This window comes from Streptomyces sp. HSW2009 (assembly GCF_040240285.1).
Taxonomy (GTDB): Bacteria; Actinomycetota; Actinomycetes; order Streptomycetales; family Streptomycetaceae; genus Streptomyces.
This window is the reverse complement of sequence record NZ_JBEHZD010001011.1, coordinates 1-1,282: the sequence shown is the minus strand read 5'-3', so window position 1 is coordinate 1,282 and position 1,282 is coordinate 1. Positions and strand designations below refer to the sequence as shown.

General features: G+C 74.3%; 2 protein-coding genes. One reads left to right on the top strand and one right to left on the bottom strand.

Annotation, left to right across the window (positions count from 1 at the left end):
• Window positions 1–225: 225 nt before the first annotated feature.
• Complete coding sequence (locus AAHZ94_RS34235) at window positions 226–444, bottom strand: ribbon-helix-helix protein, CopG family (RefSeq protein ID WP_349997580.1); 219 nt, start codon at window positions 442–444, stop codon at window positions 226–228.
• 128 nt (window positions 445–572) lie between these two features.
• Between AAHZ94_RS34235 and AAHZ94_RS34230 the strand changes: the two genes are divergently transcribed.
• On the top strand, window positions 573–1,037 hold the full coding sequence (locus AAHZ94_RS34230; RefSeq protein WP_349997579.1) for a MarR family winged helix-turn-helix transcriptional regulator: 465 nt from the start codon (window positions 573–575) through the stop codon (window positions 1,035–1,037).
• Window positions 1,038–1,282: the final 245 nt, after the last annotated feature.

Below are 1,282 nucleotides of genomic sequence, written 5' to 3'. Positions count from 1 at the left end.
CCCCCCCCCCCCGCCCCCCCCCCGGGGGGCCCCCCCCCCCGGGCCCCCCCCCCGGGCCCCCCCCCGTGCCGTCGGGGGCCCGACCCCACCGGGGCCGCGTGGCTTGTTACGCGCGCGGGGGCGAGCGCCACCGCAGCGGGATGAGCCACCACCCGGGTTCGTGGCTCGCACGCGCGCGGGGGCGAGCGAGGAGCCCGTACGTGGAGGCGGTTGCGCGGAGGCGGTTCAGCGCGGGCCGGTGGCCGACGGCGTCGAGGGGGCGCCCGGCTCGTCGTAGAAGGCGGCCGTTTCGTCCACGGATGCGTGAAAACGTTCGTCGAAGTCCTCCCGGACGAGCGTCCTGACGACGTACTCCTGCACGCTCATGCCGCGCTTGCCGGCATGTTGCCTGATCCGGTCCAGCAACTCCCCGTCGATCCGCAGGCTGAGCACCTTTGATCCCATGCGGAACAGCGTCGCCGGGGGAGGGGCGTCGGTCGTCCGCTTTATGGCGCGAGATCACTCGTATGGGTGATTCGGGCGCGAAACGTTAAGGGGTTTTGTTAGGCAGTGTAATGAGTTACGCTAACTACATGCCTGATCTGACCGGCGACGACGCTGCCGCCGTGAACGCACTGCGATCCGCCGTGATGCGCCTCTCCCGGCGCCTCAAGCACCATCCCCTCACGGCCGACGGCGGCCGTGGCGGGCGGGTCGACGAGTCGCTCAGCCCGACCGAGATGTCGGTGCTCGGCACCCTCGCCCGCTGTGGTTCGGCCACCCCGGGCGAGCTCGCCCGCAGGGAGCACGTCCAGCCGCCGTCGATGACCCGCATCGTGGCGCTGCTCGAAGCCAAGGGGCTGGTCAGGCTGGAACCACACCCCGAAGACCGCCGACAGAAGGTCGTCTCCCAGACGGAGCGGGCGGAGGCGATGTTGGAGGAGAGCCGCCGCAAGCGCAACGCCTGGCTGGCGGAGCTCGCTGGGCAGCTCGACGAGGACGAGTGGGCCACGCTGCGCGCCGCGGCGCCGGTCCTGGAGAAGCTCGCCCACCTGTGACCCACCCCGGCGCGCGCCCCCGCACGCCACCCCGACCCCACTGACCCCGCTGGCTCCACCGGCTCCACTGAGTTCCACCCCACCCACCGCCCGGCGACGCCGAGGCCGGCGAACACCCGGCCCCGGCAGCCACCTGCCGGACCGCAGACCCGGCCCGTACGCGACACGCGGGAGCGGGGGCCCCCCCCCGCCCCCCCCCCCCCCGCGCACAGCCACGCCCCCCCCCCGCGCCCCCCACGCCCCCC